Raw genomic sequence first — 16,167 nt, forward strand, 5'->3', positions numbered from 1 at the left:
TGGCCCACGGCCTCAGTCCCTTAATTAAAAAACCCTATATTTTTTTTAACAAACCACTTTTGGGTTATACCACCCCTTGACGATTCCCTAAAGTTACGAGAAACTTACAAAATATTAAAGTAAACACTCGATTTACTATAAACTTATGTTAATGTTGTTTGCGCCATGATCTAAATTATTATCATTTGATTAATGACCAGCTATAGCACTGGTCAGTGATCAGTGATATAGCGCTACGCGCAAGGCAAAAGGCAAAAGGCAAAAGGCAATAGTTTACTAGAACTACTTTTGCTGCTTGTATCAATGTCAAACACCTTAATGCGTAGTGTGATATCAATCCGGGATTAGATACTCCTGGACTGGTGCAACAACCGGTGCCACAACCTGTAAATAGGCATAAACCGAGCACTAAGGCAACTATGGAAACATTAGAGTTTGTCATTTATCCAGATGGTCGAGTCCAGGAAAAAGTCACTGGGATCATCGGAGCATCTTGCGCAGAGGTAACAGCTGCTATTGAAGCTCAGCTAGGACGAGTCGTATCTGTTGAGAAAACATCAGATTACTTCGACCAAAAGCTTGAACTGTCGGCAACAGCGACAACTCAAGCTACGGTTAGCCATTGGTAAATTTTTCAGGACTTAGCCATTGCCCCCTAAATCCCCCAATACTGGGGGACTTTGACATAATTACCCCCCAGTATTGGGGGGCTAGGGGGGCAAAACTAACTAAACTTCGTAAGTCCTATTTGTGTTCCAGTTAGTAAATTCGTTTAATTACCAAACATGTCTCATTTCAGCACTATCAAAACCCAAATCCGTAACCGTTCATCCTTGGAAACTGCTTTAACTGACTTAGGGATTGATTGGGAATCTGGTCCTAGCTCTGTGCGCGGTTATCAAGGTCAAACTCGCACTGCTGAAGTAGTGATTGAGCAAGAGAATGACTACGACATCGGTTTTAGTTGGAATGGTAACGCCTACGAACTTGTTGCTGATTTTCAGTATTGGCAACAGCCTTGGTCTGTAGATGGTTTCCTACAACGGGTAACCCAGCGTTACGCTTACAACACAGTAATTAAGGAAACTGCTAAGCAAGGCTTTGAGGTTGCTGAGCAACAAGATAATAAAGATGGTTCAATTCGTTTAGTGGTACAACGCTGGAGCGCATAATGTCTGAGTTCTCACCGACGCCAGAGCGTTCGGGTTTAGAACCAGAGTTAGGGGGTGTCTTTCGAGATGCTCCAGAGCGGTCTGGTTTTGAGCCAGAGCTAGGGGGTATTCTGCGACAAAAAGGTGTTTACGTTGATGAAATTACCTGCATTGGCTGTAAACACTGCGCCCACGTCGCTCGAAATACGTTTTACATGGAAGCCGACCACGGTAGATCCCGGGTTTTTCGGCAAGATGGCGACCCAGAAGAGGTGATACAAGAAGCGATAGACACTTGTCCAGTAGATTGTATCCACTGGGTTGATTACACTAAGCTTAAAAATCTAGAAGAGGAGCGACAATATCAGGTAATTCCTAGAGCAGGATTGCCTATTGAACCAAGTGTTGTTGCTGCCAAAATTAAGGAGAGGAAGCTGGCAAGGAAGCGTAGGAAAAAACGTACCTAGGCTGAATGCGATCGCTAATATTAATTAATCCTCGATGGCTTAGAGCTGTTGAGGGTTTTATGTTGTCTTATCGCAATGGTTGGATTTTAGGGAATCGGGAATCGGGAATCGGGAATCGGGAATCGGGAATCGGAAAATGCGATCGCATCCTTGATCGCATCCAACAACAACAATACTTTAAAAATGGATAGTATTATATTATAGCACATAAATCTCTTGATTTATCACAACATCAAAAATTCTTTAGATCTCTTTCTTACTACTCCCTACTCCCTACTCCCTACTCCCTATTCTTCGCCTACGACCAAATCCCACAGCGCATCAATACCACTGCCCACATAGTCAGAATCCTGGTGTTGTTCAATCCATTCAATCACAGTAGGGAGAATATGATTGGATGTTTTGCCCAATTTGCCCAAGGCATTGGCTGCGCTCCTACGCGCAAGAGAGTGCCGATCTTGAAGCCGTGCTAGGAGAGCGTTGACTACGGTTTCTGAGCTGTTGCCCAATCTGCCCAAGGCATAGGCTGCGTTTCCATGCCAAAAAGAATCCTCATGCTGAAGCCATTCTAGGAGGGTGCTGACTACGGTTTCTGAGCTGTTGCCCAAGTCCCCCAAGGCCAGCGCTGTCCACCCACGCACATCAGAATCCTCATCCATTAGCTGTGCTAGTAGGGCGCTGACTACCGTTTCTGAGCTGTTGCCCAATTTCCCTAAGGCATAGGCTGCCCTCCAACGCACATCAGAATCCTCATCCATTAGCTGTGCTAGTAGGGCGCTGACTAACGTTTCTGAGCTGCTACCCAACTCGCCTAAGGCCAACGCTGCTTTACTACGCACATCAGAATTCTCATCCATTAGCCGTACTATAAGGGCCTTGACTACGGTTTCTGAGCTGTTGCCCAAATTTCCCAAAGCTGAGACTGCGTTCCGACGCACCTCAAAGTGCTTATCCATTAGCCTTACTAGAATGGCGTTAACTACAGTTTCTGAGCTGTTGCCCAAACTGCCCAAGGCATCGGCTGCCGTTCCACGCACAACATAATTCTCATCCTGAAGTCTTGCTAGCAGGGCGTTGACTACTGGTTCTGAACTCTTGCCCAATCTGCCCAAGCCATAGGCCGCCTGCCTACGCACATCAGAATTCTCATCCTGAAACCTTGCTAGCAGTGCGTTGACTACCGTTTCTGAACTGTTTACCAAATTGCCCAAGGCTCTGGCTGCCATCTCACGCACATCAGAATTCTCATCCTTTAGTCGTGCCAGCGATGTAGTAACTACTTGATCTTTATCCCCTAAGTCATATCGATATTTCAGCAATCTTATCTCATTAATTAAATCTGATTGCTCCTTCAACATCTCCAGAGCTTGCCCCTCAAAATCCGTTTCATACAAACTACAAATTATCTGAAAAACCTGCTCGCGAACCCTTTTGCCAACTCGCTCCTCACTACTCACCTCTAACTCAACCAAGCGCTCTAAAATCTCTTCCACCAAATCACTATCAGCACCACGCAAATTTTTCGGGTCTTCTGCTAAACACTTACCAGCAAATAACAAATTTATATGTAACCAATTCTCATAGTTACTATTATTAGTAAATACTGATCGAATTGCCTTCGCGGCATTTTTTGGTTTTTGTTGTGCTATCAGCAATAGTAACACTTGGAGCCAGTGGGAGTCATGCAAATGCTGCCGAATATGATTCAAAACAATTCCAAAATCATACTCATTCTCCGCTTGATAGTTAATCTCCTGAGCACACAAATATTCCTGAAACGTCTTATGGACAAAAGCATAACAATCTTGCCCCTGCTCATTCAATAAACCGGTGCGATCGCGAATCAAATTTACAAATACTTCCGCCTCTTCTTTGGCTTGATATAAATGCACCTGCTTCAAGGTTTTAATCTGCTGACTCAACTGAGCAATCAAATCATTTTGGTTAATCAAGGTGCCGCCTTCGTTATCTTCACTATTTCCTTGGCTATGAATCCAATAAGCCAATAATTCCATCAATCGACGCAAATCATAGAAATCTAGATACTTAAATATTTTCTGATTGCTGATTTCTTTATTAGCATCCCAAGATGTTAACAAGGTTTTGACGGCGCAGTTATAAAGCTCAAACCGTTCTTTGGGCAATAGGGCTTGATACCGATGAATTAATGCAATAATTGTCAACAATAAGGGATTCCGTGCCAACAAGGTAATCCGGTCATTATCATTCAGCGCTCTTCGTAAACTTTGCTTGCGCCTTTCCGCTTCTGCTTGGTCTTGAAAGCGACTGTTATACCAGTTATCAATAAATGCTGAAATCTTCTGGTCATCAAAGGGTTGGATGTGATAGTGGGGAAATTCCTCAGTGCGAAAAAAGTCCCGTCGATAACCAGCGGGTCTAGATGTAATAATAGCGCGATTTCTGTCAAACTGTCCTAAAAAATTCTCGATGCGCTTGACTACATCATGGCGTTTAGCCTCTTCTGCTACTTCATCCAAACCATCCAGCAATATCAAGGCTCTACCATCAGACAACCAATGCTCAAAAAATCCCACTGGTAAGGGTTTGACTGCCATGGTGTTTTCTGCAAATATCCGAGCATAGTCGATCAGGCTTTTATCGAGATGTCTAGCAAAGTCTCGCATCCTGATTAAAATCGGTAGCCAGTCAGTATCACCATCTAATCCTAAAATGTCAGGATTTTGCTGAGCTAACATTACCGCAAAATAGCTCATCAATGTGGTTTTACCAGAGCCTGGGGCACCCAAGATTACCACTCGTCTCCACTGACTTTGGCTCAATAACTGCTGAGCCAAGAATTTCCGGCCAGTTGTCTTTTCCAATAGCAGCTTTTCTGGCTTTTCCCCACTACCAGCTGCTAACAACTCCCGCTCCCAAGCGCCAGCAGTTGATACGTCTTCCACTACATCTGGCATTACAAAAATTTGGGCTAACTTCTCGGATTTTTCTACTTCTTGCCCAGGCACAGCAATGCCAGCAAATTTAACATCATCAAACCAGTTAGCTAACTGTTGATTATAATCCCCTTTAGCTACCTGAAATTTTAGATAAGTATCTGTGTGCTGAAAATACGCATTAATAAATGTCTCTACCCAAGGCTTGAGACTGTCTTGATTTAGTTTAATAGTCTTGGCTTCAGCTTCTTGTTGAAATACGGTGCTTAAAATATCCCGGTCTGGTTTCCCTTGATTAAGTAACGGTTTCTGTAATTCCGCCAAAACTGCTGAATGAGTAAAATAGCCCTGCAAAAACCGATTAACTCCATTCCAGCCATCTGGGGGAGCGTGAAAAAATAAGCGCTGTTGACTATCCAGTTGTTTGTCCCATTCATCAACGGCTTCTGCTCCAGCTTTGATGGCTTTTTCGATATCGCTTTTAGTCAAGGCTTGAGTTAAGCGCTTCCCAGCTTCTTTAGCAACAATACTTAACAATGGTGGCGCTATTTGCGATAGTTCCAAACCAGCGAAAAGGGACACGGGTTCCATAATTTATAGGTAATTATGTTGGATTGGTTTAATTATAGCAATTTCGGGAGCAGGGAGCAGGGAGCAGGGAGCAGGTTTTTTGCATGGGTTGTGATCCCCCTAAATCCCCCTTAATAAGGGGGACTTTACAGAGCGATTTCCGGACTTCCCTCTTATTAAGTAAAGGGAGAAAAAGTAGATAGATTTCCGGACTCCCCCCTTATTAAGGGGGGCTGGGGGGGATCGTACTAGAAAATGGCATATAAAGGGTTTCATCCCCGATTATATCCCGCATGAAAGGGAGAAAAAGTAGATAGATTTCCGGACTCCCCCCTTATTAAGGGGGGCTGGGGGGGATCGTACTAGAAAATGGCATATAAAGGGTTTCATCCCCGATTATATCCCGCATGGAATGGGGAAAAAGTAGATAGATTTCCGGACTCCTCCAATCTAACACCATTACTCTAATTCATCATCCCTAATTCATAATCCCTAAAAAAAGGCGATAGTCTGATCCGCTAAACTATCCCATGATTACAGTCTCAAATTAAATGCGATGCTCTGAAAGAGCCGCTACGCGATGAAGCGTTTCGGCAAAGCCGACGCTACGCGAACGCAAAGCGTGGCCTTTGGCCTCAGCTTCCGCTAAAAGCGAACGCTAATTAAAAATATCAGCCAAAAAATACTAATCTAGTTTTTTTATATATACCCCCTCCCGAAAAAAAATCTAAAAAAAATGTTGAAAAATACTTGACAAACTAACTAATTATTTATTAACATAAAAATGTCCCAAAAACAACAGCAAAAAACATTATGGACATCGAAAACTTTCTCCCAAATTTTGAGTATAATCCCAACAATCCTAATTTCCATGAATTATTTGGCCAACCCCAGCCAGGACGGGAGCAAATCAAACATATATTGATCGGTTCTCCCAAAACCGTGCGGGTCACAATCTATAATCTTTATAGCCGTGGCTACGCCCAAGTTCATGAGTGGAGTGCTCCTCAACCTACCGGAAATCCTGGTGAGGTTATCAGTATATTGATTCGACATCTGTTGGTAGATTAAGATAGCAATTTGCCAGGGATGCCAATCCCTGGCTACAGGAAAAAACTCAGGAGAAAGTACGACGTCTTAAGTCTGAAATCTAAGTTTGTCTGTTGTTGATTTGGTGAACACATAGTCAAGGACCATAAGGCTCTTGACTATTACAAAAAATAATTCGGTCAAGGATTGGAATTAACCAGAACTTGACCGAATTTTTTTTGTTGAGGGAACAGGGAACAGGGAACAGGGAGTAGGGAATCGGGAATCGGGAATCGGGAATCGGGCAGTAACGCACCACTGGGTCAAGCAGCTTTAATGACATGCACTCACATCACCCACAGCACCCATAGTGATAATGCAATAGTTTTTCTAACTTCCCACGCTAACCACTCATATCACCCCTGGTGTTAATGCAATAGTTTTTCTATCCGACCACCCTCATAACCCTCATAACCCTCATAACCCTTTCGATGCTTCTCACCCACCTCTTGCCTCTTTTCGGAAATCCTGTTACAATAACAATATCGTTAAAGCAATGGTTTTGCCGCCATTATGATTTCTACCGCACAAGCTGCTGAATTACTAGGTATCTCTGCCACTCGCGTCCGTTTCCTGTTGAGCAAGGGCAGAGTCAAAGGAGCTTATAAGGTGGGTAGAACTTGGGTAATTCCTTTATTTGATGGCATGCCAGTAGTTACGCCTGGCACTCGCGGACCGAAGCGGAATTGGTCAAAGCGTACAAATTACACTAAAGCTGTGATCCACGTAAATCAGAAAGTGATTCGCCAAAATCTCAAGACCGGCGAACGCAATCCCGTGATTACCGTTAAACGAGGCTCTAAAAATACTTACGGTCATACTGTGGAAGTCAATGGCCCTTGTCGGGTCATGTATCGCCCAGATGATCCCCTACATTGTGGAGCACGGGTATGGATTGAGACGATTTCTGATTTTAAGGTGATCGCCTAAGCGGTCAGCGGTCAGTGGTCAGCCGTCAGTTCATGTAGGGTGGGCAGTGCAGCAGAATACAGATAATTAAGCTTGCAAACCACATTGCACTGCCCACCATACGATTAATAGACCTCTTGCTGAGCAAGGGTGTGGAAAGTGTGGTTGGTTTGGGGCGAGAAGAGGAAAAAACAGGAGAGTTTAGGTTACAGAGCTAGGTTTTTAGTATTTAGCTATTTCCTTTTCATTGGAGAGAGCGAAATTATCTAGAGAAACCTTTGCTGAATAGGCAATCCCATCCCGCTGATACAAAATTAATAGGCTATTTGCTTTTAGAACCTTGTAACCCAAAAATTTATCTACTCCACTTAGGACTTCCTGATAGTCATTACCATTGAAATGGGTAAATGCTATTGTGAGCAGATCATTGTTTGTTAATCTTCCATCACCATTGGTATCTTGTTTAATAATTTGGTATAAAACGGCTATAACTGGTTTCGATTTAAGCCTATTATTCTCTTTATCATTAGTTCCTGAAATGAAGCGATCGCTAGCAATTAAATAGTCATTCTTAGCAAAGAGCCATTTGCTATTACCTGTTTCACTATCCAAAAACAAATAGTTTCTAGTTGAGCGTGTAGACTTGCTATAATAGGATTGGGTATAAGATTGGTCTGAGTGAAGCGGCACCATTAGATAGGTTGTGCCTGACCATTAAAACGGTATAAAACGGTATTTTAGGCAACAAAATAGACACTTGACAATTTTATAGCGCTAAGGTATCATTAAAGTACCAAGATAATTAACGACGATGGCTAAAAAAGTAGGAGTAACTAAGAAAATATCAACTCAAATCGTCCCTGTTGTGGGGACGACTGAGGCGGTTGAGTCTGAGTTGCTGTCTACAATGAAAAAGCTTGGCATCGTCAGGGCTGAGTCTTACAACAAGCTGGGGAGTATTAGCCACTGGGGGCTTGACTGGAAAAAGTCATACCCAGAAGTCAGAAGCTTCAGGACTCCCGAATCATTGGGACTGCCCTCTAAGTTGATGGAGTGGACAGTCAGCGATGTCGCCAAAGCGATCACCGCTCAGCAGGCAGCTTGTACTGAAGCGGTGATTAAAAAGATTTACAAAAGGTTTCCTGGGAAGGACAACCAGAAGATAAAAAAAGAGCTTTGTAAACAGCTTAAAACCTTAGCTTTTCTGGACAATTCACTCCTACATAGACTTGTTAGGAAGGAATATCAGAGAGGCCATTCTTGGGTAAGGAATCAAATAGTTTACCAACAAGGAGGGTACAAGTGCAAGCGACTCTCCCGTAACACTTGTCAGCTGGAGTTAACCGGGTTAGTAAGAAGAAAAAGGAACAAGATAATTGTCAAGTCTAACCGCAAAATTAGCGGGCAAATTAGGCTAATATACAATCAGCTACTACAGAGATTTGAGGTTCACTTCTTAGTAGACTACGGAACTGTAGAGGTATCTGCTGAACGCCGTTCTATAGGGGTGGATAAAGGATACACAGAGGCTTTCTACGATTCAGATGGGCAGGCTCACGGAGAGGGGTTGGGTAAAGTAGCGACCAAGAAATCCGATAGAATCTGTGCTAAGAATCGTAACAGAGGCAAGCTATGGGCGCTTCATAGAAAATTAGAAAAACTTGACCCAGATAAGTCAGCTCGTATCCTTGAAAACAACCTGACCAGAAAAACAGAGAATCGCCGTTACAGGCAAAACCAATCAGAGCTTGCAGCTATCATAGGAGCTGCATCTAAGTCCCTTTTCAATGGGGAATCGCTAAAAGTATTTTCTGTTCGCGAAGCGTGGCCTACGGCCTCAGATTTAACCCAACCAATAAAAAATAAACGTCAGTCCAAAACCATGTCTCGCAGGCTTAATAGCTGGATCAAGGGTCAGATGCGGGACTCCTTGCAGAAATGGGCTGATTGGACTGGCTCGGTTGTCACAGAAGTTCAACCTAGTTACACGTCGCAAATTGACTCTAGGAATGGAACCCTGTTGGGGAAAAGGACTGGGGACAATTTTACCGGATTTGATGGGGTCGTGTTACAGGCTGATTGCAATGCTGCATTGAACATCCTTGCTCGCGGTACCGACTTCGAAATAACTCGGTACATGAATAAAACCGAGGTTCAAGCAGTGTTGTTGCGTCGTACCGCGCGTTTCTTGAAAGGGTTGGGGCTTAGCCTGCTAGATGCAGTCGAGCTTGGTTGGCTTGATTGTAAGCATACCTTGGCTAAGGCTTTCAAGCAACTCCTCAACGGGATTTGAGGAATGCCTAGAAAGACGGGTGGTTAGAAGTTACCGTAAGAATAAGGCAGCCTTTATGGTTTGTCGGCTATGGGTAAAAGGGTTAAAACTTTATGATTAAGGCTGCCTTATTCTAAGGTTTCGTCTCCGGCAGGTTCAACTCCAATTACTGTATAACCACCCCTCACTCAGGCAACAATACATTGCACCTTGACCGTTTTGTAAGGGTTTATCCCGATTAATTACGGTTTAAGAGTATCCCATAATAACAATAGCATTAAAGCGCCACACAAAACGAAAAAATTTATTTTCTTCCATGTTTGTTCACCTTTGACGGTTCAAGGTTCACTATTGACGGTTGACTATTGCTCTGAGTAATAAGACTCAATATGAGGTAAAATTAGGTAATATTATTAAACTATTGAATTTTCGGGGGATACTATGATCTCTGCAGCGATCGCTTACTTTGGACTTCTAGCTGGTGCCACTGTTGTGGCTCTGACTCTATTTTTTGGACTTAGAGCAGTTAAGTTGATCTAACTACTGTTGTTTCCAAGATCATCAAGGCAGTATGGCGAGTTAAAACATTTAATTGTTTTGACTATCGCCGCCTACTGTAGCGCTATACATAAAAATCTATCGTTATCAAGTTATAATTAGCAAACTATACTTATAACTATCTATAATTAGCCATATCGTAAGCTATCAGCTATCAGCTTTGGGCTGACGGCTGACTGCTGACTGCTGATGACTGAATACTTACCCATATCAACTCTCTAAGCCAAACACGCTTCAATTGTTGCTACCACCGACTGAGCTAGAGCAGTGAGTTCATACCCGCCCTCTAAACCAAAAACAATCCGACGAGTTAGTTGCAGACAAGAGTTGGTAAATAGCCCATAATCTTCTGGCTGCAAGGCAATATTTGCCAAGGGATCGGCGGCATTAGCATCATAACCAGCACTGACAATCAATAAATCTGGCTGAAATTTGGTTAAAAAGGGCATCACTTTCTGTTCAAACATAGGCTGGTAATCTGCTAACGTGCTGCCTGGTGCCATGGGAAGATTGAGGACATTATTGTGAAACCCCTGTTCACTGGCTTGGCCTGTACCAGGATAGCAAGGGGATTGATGAAGGGAGATGTAGGCAATGCGAGCATCTCGTTCGACAACATCTTGAGTGCCATTGCCGTGATGGACATCCCAGTCTAGGATGGCAACTCGTTCTACTCCCGATTGCTCTAAGGCATAGTAGGCTGCGATCGCAGCATTGGAAAATAAGCAAAACCCCATCCCTCTCTGACGTTCAGCATGATGACCAGGGGGACGGGCTAGAACAAAGGCTGAATTATTGGTAGTGAGGACTTGATCTACCGCATCTAGCCAAGCACTAACGGCGAGTAGGGCAACATCGTAACTGCGGGGGGATATCCCTGTGTCCGCATCTAACCTGCCACCATTACTCAAGGCGATTTCTTCAACTGTATCAATGTAGCGCTGGCTATGAATTTGTTGTACTAGGGGCATCACTCGACGAGTTTCCACCGCTGTCGGTAACTGCCACTTAATTTGGTCAGCCCAAGGTGCAGCTTTGATGGCATCCACAATGGCAGTTAAACGTTCTGGTCGTTCTGGGTGAAACCGACCGTTATCGTGTTCAAGAAACTCATCGGAGTAAATGACAGGAAACATATTATAGCACGATTCAGCCAAAATGATGGAAAAACGCTTTAGGTCAAGGTAATTGTAAATAAATTAACCTTACCGATTACTTCATCAGGTGATCCCTAAACAGACCAAACACGACACCAAAGGCGATTATAGCTAGAGCGAGGCTGATAGGGATTAAATCTGGTCTCAAAACGATGGCAAAAATAGCTAAGCCGATCAAAACATAGGATAGTTTCATCAAAAACTCCTTAGTTGTTGGAAACCTCTGACGTTTGGTCAGGGGAGGAAAACAACCTGGTGGCATAAACCGCCAGTCAACATGAACAAGAACAGGTGAATTTTCTAAGCTACCCTAGGAAATTTTCTGTCTTTTTCCCATAATTTTTGCACAAGAACCGCGAATCTGCTCATTGTCTAAGCCTTGCCTGTGGTTCTGTTAGCGGCTATAGTATAGATTTTGTGTTAAAATTTAAAAATAACCAGCCAAATTTGAAAAAAAAACGTGTTAAAAGCCTCTTTTGAGAGATTTTAACCGATTTATTTAGCAAAATCCTCGATAATAAGGGAGTTTGTCCAACTATGAGTACATCCCAAGAACGCATTGTCCCGACAAATTTGCGGAACGAAATGTCCCGGTCTTATTTAGAATACGCTATGAGCGTTATTGTAGGTCGGGCATTACCAGATGCTAGGGATGGGCTCAAGCCAGTACACCGAAGAATTCTCTATGCCATGCATGAGCTGGGTTTAAGCCCAGACCGTCCATTCCGCAAATGCGCTCGTGTGGTAGGGGAAGTGTTGGGTAAGTATCATCCCCATGGGGATACTGCTGTTTATGACGCTTTGGTGCGCATGGCTCAGGATTTCTCCATGCGATCGCCTCTAATTAATGGTCATGGAAATTTTGGCTCAGTAGACAACGACCCCCCAGCGGCAATGCGTTACACAGAGTGCCGCTTGCAAGCGATCGCTACCAATGCCCTACTCCGGGACATTGAGTCAGAAACTGTAGACTTCGTTGATAACTTTGACGGTTCCCAGCAAGAACCGACTGTCTTACCGGCACGGATTCCCCAATTACTGCTCAACGGCTCATCGGGGATTGCTGTGGGTATGGCAACCAATATCCCCCCTCATAACCTGGGAGAGTTGGTGGATGGCTTAGTTGCTGTTATCCATAATCCCGAAATCACCGATAAGGAGTTAAGGCGGTATATACCTGGTCCAGATTTCCCCACTGGGGCACAGATTTTAGGCACATCGGGTATTAAAGATGCTTACACCAGTGGTAGGGGTTCTATCACCATGCGAGGTGTGGCAGAAATTGAAACGATTGGGCAACGAGGTCGTCCAGACAAGGAAGCCATTATAATTACTGAGCTACCTTACCAAACCAATAAGGCAAGTTTAATCGAAAAGATTGCTGAATTGGTTAATGATAAGCGCATTGATGGCATTTCCGATATTCGGGATGAAAGCGATCGCAATGGCATGCGCATCGTAATCGAACTAAAGCGCGATGCTTATCCCAAAGTTGTCCTGAATAATCTCTACAAGCAAACCCCTCTCCAAACCAATTTTGGAGCGAATATGCTAGCCCTGGTGGGCAATGAACCCCAGTTGCTGACCATAAAGCAGTTCTTAAACGTTTTCCTGGATTTCCGCATTGAAACCATTACCCGACGGACTCAATATCAATTGCGCAAAGCTGAGGAACGGGATCATTTACTGCAAGGGTTACTAATTGCCCTAGATAGCTTAGATGCTGTGATTGCCGTGATTCGGGGGGCGGCGGATACGACTACAGCACGAGGACAATTAGTTACAGAATTTAGTCTATCTGAAGCCCAAGCTGATGCTATTTTGCAAATGCAGCTGCGCCGTCTGACTGCTTTGGAAGCCCAAAAGATTCAAGCTGAGCATGAGGAATTACAAGTTAGGATTGCCGATTTAAGGGATATCCTAGCTCGCCGAAGTCGCATCCTGGAGATTATTGAAACTGAAGCGCAGCAACTGAAACAGAGCTTTGCCACACCTCGTCGCACACAAATTCAACAGGTTGAAGGGGAACTGGATGATACTGACCTGATTGCTAATGAAAAAGCTGTGATTCTGCTGACTGAGCAAGGGTATATCAAACGCATGCCTGTGGATGAGTTTAGAGCTCAAGCTCGGGCAACTCGTGGTAAAGCTGCTGCCAGGATCAAAGATGATGATGAGGTAGAGCATTTCTTCACTTGCTGCGACCACGATAGCATTTTATTTTTTAGCGATCGCGGTGTAGTCTACTCTCTACGTGCCTACCAAATCCCCGCTGCATCTCGCACCGCCAGGGGGGTACCGATTGTGCAGATGTTACCCATTCCCCACGAAGAAAAAATTACTTCTATTGTACCGGTATCTGAATTTACAGATGATGAATATTTAGTCATGTTAACCCACAAGGGTTACATCAAGAAAACTGCTCTAGATGCTTTCAGCAAAATTCGGGCGAATGGATTAATTGCTATTTCCCTCGGGGAAGGAGACCAGTTGCGGTGGGTACTTCGTGCTAGGCAAGAAGACAGCATCATAATTGGGTCTCGTCATGGCATGGCAATTCACTTCAAGTGTGACAATGATCAACTCCGCCCCCTCGGTCGTGCGACCAGAGGAGTTAAGGCTATGAAACTCAAGGGTGATGATGAATTAATCGGTATGGATATTTTGTCCGGTCAAATCATCGCTAGTCTAGCTGCTGCTGAGGATTCAGAGGAAGAGACAGAAGACCTTAGTGATTCTGAGATGGTGGAAACAGCGGCTCAGGGTCCTTGGGTATTAATTGTTACCATGGGAGGCTATGGCAAGCGGGTACCGGTATCCCAATTCCGGCTACAAAACCGTGCTGGTATGGGAGTTCGCTCAACCAAATTCCGTTTACCCAAAGACCAACTGGCAGCACTACAGGTAGTTAATGAAGGGGATGAATTGATGATAGTCACTAGTCGAGGGATTATCATTCGTCAAGCTGTTGATGCTATTTCTCCCCAATCTCGCATGGCAACTGGGGTCAGAGTGCAAAAGTTAGATGATGAAGATGCGATCGCAGCGGTTGCTTTGGTCCCCATTTCAGATCAAGAGCAAGAAATCGAAGAGCCGGAAATCGAAGAGCCAGAAACCGAAGAGCAGCAAGAGTCAGTAGATCAATAGAAATAGGCCACTAGAAGTTAACCAATAGGTTTTTGTTGACGGTTGACGGTTAATCGTCAACAAAAACCACCTTAACTATACTAAGAAACCAGTGCTCTAGGAGGCAAATCAAATGATTCAAACTGCCAAAAAGTTTTACACATTTGAAGACTATCTTTCCTACCATGATGACACTGACTACAAGTATGAGCTTGTTAATGGAGAGCTTATTGCTATGCCACCTGCTAGTGGACTACATGCCCTGATTATGCTTTTTTTATTCAAGCAATTTGATAGAGAAATTGAGAGGGTTAGTTTAGATTGGGTGGTTATGCCTGGTAATCTTGGGGTTCGCACCGCTGAGAATAAATCTAGAATTCCTGATTTAGTCATTATCTCAGAAAGTCAGCGGCAAGCTATCCGTTCCATGTCATCAGCGGTGCTGGAATCAGCACCACTACTAGCAGTAGAAATTGTCAGTGCAGGTAATCCCCAAGATGATTACCGCTACAAGCGTTCTGAATACGCAGTGCGGGAAGTGCCTGAATATTGGATTGTTGATCCAATTAAGTCTAAGGTCTCGGTTTTGCGTTTAGTTGATGGGTTTTATGATCTGACAGAATTTACAGGAAATAAAAAGATTGAATCACAAACATTTCCCGAGTTAGCTTTGACAGTTGAACAAGTATTTGCCGTTTAAACTAATTGTTAATGATTAAGTATTAAAATCAGCTCTTGAACCAAGTTTAAAATTTATCTGTTTTTATATCAATCATAAGTTTACCTATCAAAAAATGCTATAGATATAGCGGACTTAGTATTACTTCTCCACCCGATATCCCAACTCTAATAACCGTAAGCGAGATTGTCGCCATTTCGGTTTTACTTTCACAAACAATTCCAGGTAAACTTGACCAGCAACTAACTTTTGAAGTTGCTGACGAGCCGCAGTACCAATTTGTTTGAGCATAGTACCCTTTTTGCCAATCAAAATCCCTTTTTGGGAGTCTCTCTCTACATTAATCGTAGCAAAAATACGGGTAATTTTTGGTTGCTCCTCCACTAAATCAATAGTAATAGCAACCGAGTGGGGCACTTCCTCACGAGTTAGGAGTAAGATTTGCTCTCGAATCAATTCCCCCATGATAAACCGTTCTGGCTGGTCGGTTAAGAAGTCAGGGGGATAATAATATGGCCCTGGTTCTAAGCATTCAATTAATTTCTGCTGCAATAGGTCTAAGTGATTACCTGTTAGGGCAGAAAATTTTACGACTTCCCAGCCTTGAGCAGTAGCTAGTTTAGCGTAACTAGCATCGATTGATTTTCCCCTACTCTGGCGAGGTTGTATATCTGATTTGTTAACACCCAAAATTACTGGTGTCTTAGTATTACTCAGTAGATCAACAATAAAGCGATCGCCTCCTCCCGCCTCTACTGTACTATCGACCACCAAAAGCACCACATCCACTAACTCAATGGCTATTTGGGCATTTTTTACCAATACCTTACCCAGTTGATGATGAGGTTTGTGAATTCCTGGCGTATCCACAAAAATCAACTGAGCTTGCGGTGTGGTCAAGATACCTCGCAGCCGATTTCGGGTAGTTTGAGCCACTGGCGAAGTGATGGCAATTTTTTGCCCTACCAGTTTATTCATCAGTGTGGATTTGCCCACATTCGGGCGTCCCACAATCGCCACAAAGCCAGACTTAAAGCCCTCTGGAGCAACCGGAATAGTTTCTATAACTGATGGATTGATAACTTTTTCCTCTAGGTTATCTTGGGAAGAGTCTATGGTCGAATCCTCTTCCGAGTTTTGTTCGTCTTGGATTTGAGAATTGTCAGTCATTGAAGCAATCGTAGTTTTTATGGTTTTCTTATTAAATGTATGTTACCAACGTAGATAGGGACTATGTTGAGGATGTTGTTACATGGGATAACACCCCGGTTAAT

Annotated in this window: 16 protein-coding genes; 9 read left to right on the forward strand and 7 right to left on the reverse strand. The window is 43.6% G+C overall.

Translation table 11 applies throughout. The features are described from left to right. Window positions 1–419 precede the first annotated feature (419 nt). The 3 genes from BJP37_RS26890 (at window position 420) to BJP37_RS26900 (ending at window position 1,618) form a co-directional block, all read left to right on the forward strand. Window positions 420–629: a DUF2997 domain-containing protein gene (locus BJP37_RS26890; RefSeq protein WP_071108026.1), complete on the forward strand. Its 210-nt coding sequence runs from the start codon at window positions 420–422 to the stop codon at window positions 627–629. A gap of 156 nt (window positions 630–785) precedes the next feature. Continuing rightward, a complete protein-coding gene (locus BJP37_RS26895; RefSeq protein WP_075903446.1) occupies window positions 786–1,172 on the forward strand; it encodes a DUF1257 domain-containing protein in 387 nt (128 codons plus the stop codon). Next, on the forward strand, window positions 1,172–1,618 hold the full coding sequence (locus BJP37_RS26900) for a ferredoxin (RefSeq protein WP_075903448.1): 447 nt from the start codon (window positions 1,172–1,174) through the stop codon (window positions 1,616–1,618). Before BJP37_RS26895 ends, BJP37_RS26900 begins: the two co-directional genes overlap by 1 nt. 86 nt (window positions 1,619–1,704) lie before the next feature. Here the strand turns inward: BJP37_RS26900 and BJP37_RS43980 are convergent, their stop codons facing one another. Beyond that, window positions 1,705–1,827: a hypothetical protein gene (locus BJP37_RS43980; protein ID WP_269087075.1), complete on the reverse strand. Its 123-nt coding sequence runs from the start codon at window positions 1,825–1,827 to the stop codon at window positions 1,705–1,707. Between the two features lie 78 nt (window positions 1,828–1,905). Beyond that, window positions 1,906–5,124: a sister chromatid cohesion protein PDS5 gene (locus tag BJP37_RS26905; RefSeq protein WP_075903450.1), complete on the reverse strand. Its 3,219-nt coding sequence runs from the start codon at window positions 5,122–5,124 to the stop codon at window positions 1,906–1,908. Between the two features lie 792 nt (window positions 5,125–5,916). Between BJP37_RS26905 and BJP37_RS26910 the strand changes: the two genes are divergently transcribed. Continuing rightward, entirely contained in the window at window positions 5,917–6,174 is a 258-nt protein-coding gene (locus BJP37_RS26910; protein WP_075903452.1) for a hypothetical protein, read from the forward strand. Window positions 6,175–6,289: 115 nt separating this feature from the next. On the opposite strand, the gene BJP37_RS37520 is transcribed toward BJP37_RS26910, so the two are convergent. Beyond that, entirely contained in the window at window positions 6,290–6,475 is a 186-nt protein-coding gene (locus BJP37_RS37520; RefSeq protein ID WP_143727814.1) for a hypothetical protein, read from the reverse strand. A 227-nt stretch (window positions 6,476–6,702) separates the two neighbouring features. Between BJP37_RS37520 and BJP37_RS26915 the strand changes: the two genes are divergently transcribed. Continuing rightward, window positions 6,703–7,122 carry a helix-turn-helix domain-containing protein gene (locus BJP37_RS26915; RefSeq protein ID WP_075903454.1) on the forward strand — a complete coding sequence of 140 codons (420 nt, stop codon included), beginning with the start codon at window positions 6,703–6,705 and terminating at the stop codon, window positions 7,120–7,122. 201 nt (window positions 7,123–7,323) lie between these two features. On the opposite strand, the gene BJP37_RS26920 is transcribed toward BJP37_RS26915, so the two are convergent. Continuing rightward, the gene (locus tag BJP37_RS26920; protein ID WP_143727815.1) at window positions 7,324–7,713 is read right to left on the reverse strand and encodes a hypothetical protein; all 390 of its coding nucleotides are present in this window, start codon (window positions 7,711–7,713) and stop codon (window positions 7,324–7,326) included. A 199-nt stretch (window positions 7,714–7,912) separates the two neighbouring features. Here BJP37_RS26920 and BJP37_RS26925 point away from each other — a divergent pair, with 199 nt between their 5' ends. Together BJP37_RS26925 and petL are read left to right on the forward strand one after the other, a co-directional pair. Then, window positions 7,913–9,394, forward strand: coding sequence for a zinc ribbon domain-containing protein (locus BJP37_RS26925; protein WP_075903458.1), 1,482 nt, complete (start codon window positions 7,913–7,915; stop codon window positions 9,392–9,394). Window positions 9,395–9,814: 420 nt separating this feature from the next. Beyond that, window positions 9,815–9,913: a cytochrome b6-f complex subunit PetL gene (petL, locus tag BJP37_RS26930; protein WP_070395182.1), complete on the forward strand. Its 99-nt coding sequence runs from the start codon at window positions 9,815–9,817 to the stop codon at window positions 9,911–9,913. A gap of 236 nt (window positions 9,914–10,149) precedes the next feature. On the opposite strand, the gene BJP37_RS26935 is transcribed toward petL, so the two are convergent. Beyond that, entirely contained in the window at window positions 10,150–11,067 is a 918-nt protein-coding gene (locus BJP37_RS26935; protein ID WP_075903460.1) for a histone deacetylase family protein, read from the reverse strand. A 76-nt stretch (window positions 11,068–11,143) separates the two neighbouring features. Continuing rightward, window positions 11,144–11,284: a hypothetical protein gene (locus tag BJP37_RS40160; RefSeq protein WP_158069798.1), complete on the reverse strand. Its 141-nt coding sequence runs from the start codon at window positions 11,282–11,284 to the stop codon at window positions 11,144–11,146. 341 nt (window positions 11,285–11,625) lie between these two features. Between BJP37_RS40160 and gyrA the strand changes: the two genes are divergently transcribed. Together gyrA and BJP37_RS26950 are read left to right on the forward strand one after the other, a co-directional pair. After that, the gene (gene gyrA, locus BJP37_RS26945; RefSeq protein ID WP_075903464.1) at window positions 11,626–14,235 is read left to right on the forward strand and encodes a DNA gyrase subunit A; all 2,610 of its coding nucleotides are present in this window, start codon (window positions 11,626–11,628) and stop codon (window positions 14,233–14,235) included. A 112-nt stretch (window positions 14,236–14,347) separates the two neighbouring features. Then, window positions 14,348–14,914, forward strand: a complete 567-nt coding sequence (locus tag BJP37_RS26950) for a Uma2 family endonuclease (protein ID WP_075903466.1) — start codon at window positions 14,348–14,350, stop codon at window positions 14,912–14,914. Window positions 14,915–15,034: 120 nt separating this feature from the next. Here BJP37_RS26950 and era read toward each other — a convergent pair whose 3' ends face one another. Beyond that, window positions 15,035–16,063: a GTPase Era gene (gene era / locus BJP37_RS26955; RefSeq protein ID WP_081431345.1), complete on the reverse strand. Its 1,029-nt coding sequence runs from the start codon at window positions 16,061–16,063 to the stop codon at window positions 15,035–15,037. Window positions 16,064–16,167 lie beyond the last annotated feature (104 nt).

Source organism: Moorena bouillonii PNG, from assembly GCF_001942495.1.
Classification (GTDB): Bacteria; Cyanobacteriota; Cyanobacteriia; order Cyanobacteriales; family Coleofasciculaceae; genus Moorena; species Moorena bouillonii.